1 protein-coding gene is annotated in these 250 nt (G+C 58.8%); it reads left to right on the forward strand.

What is annotated here, in order from left to right:
• Positions 1 to 250 (forward strand): P-type ATPase (locus Q4563_RS21420; RefSeq protein ID WP_442903850.1); only part of this gene is annotated, 250 nt, incomplete at both ends.

A 250-nucleotide genomic window follows, 5' to 3' on the forward strand; every position in this document is an offset into this window, starting at 1 on the left:
CCGTTGGAGAACACAGCGTACTGGCGCAGATTATTCGTATGGTCGAGCAGGCCCAGGGGGCCAAACTGCCGATTCAGGCCCTGGTCGACAAGGTCACACTCTGGTTTGTGCCTACCATTATGGCGCTGGCCTTGCTGACTTTTGGGGTATGGCTGATCTTTGGGCCTGAACCGGCATTAACCTTTGGCCTGGTCAACGCCATCGCGGTGCTGATTGTTGCCTGCCCTTGTGCCATGGGGCTGGCCACCCC

The sequence above is a fragment of the Gilvimarinus sp. 1_MG-2023 genome (assembly GCF_030548285.1).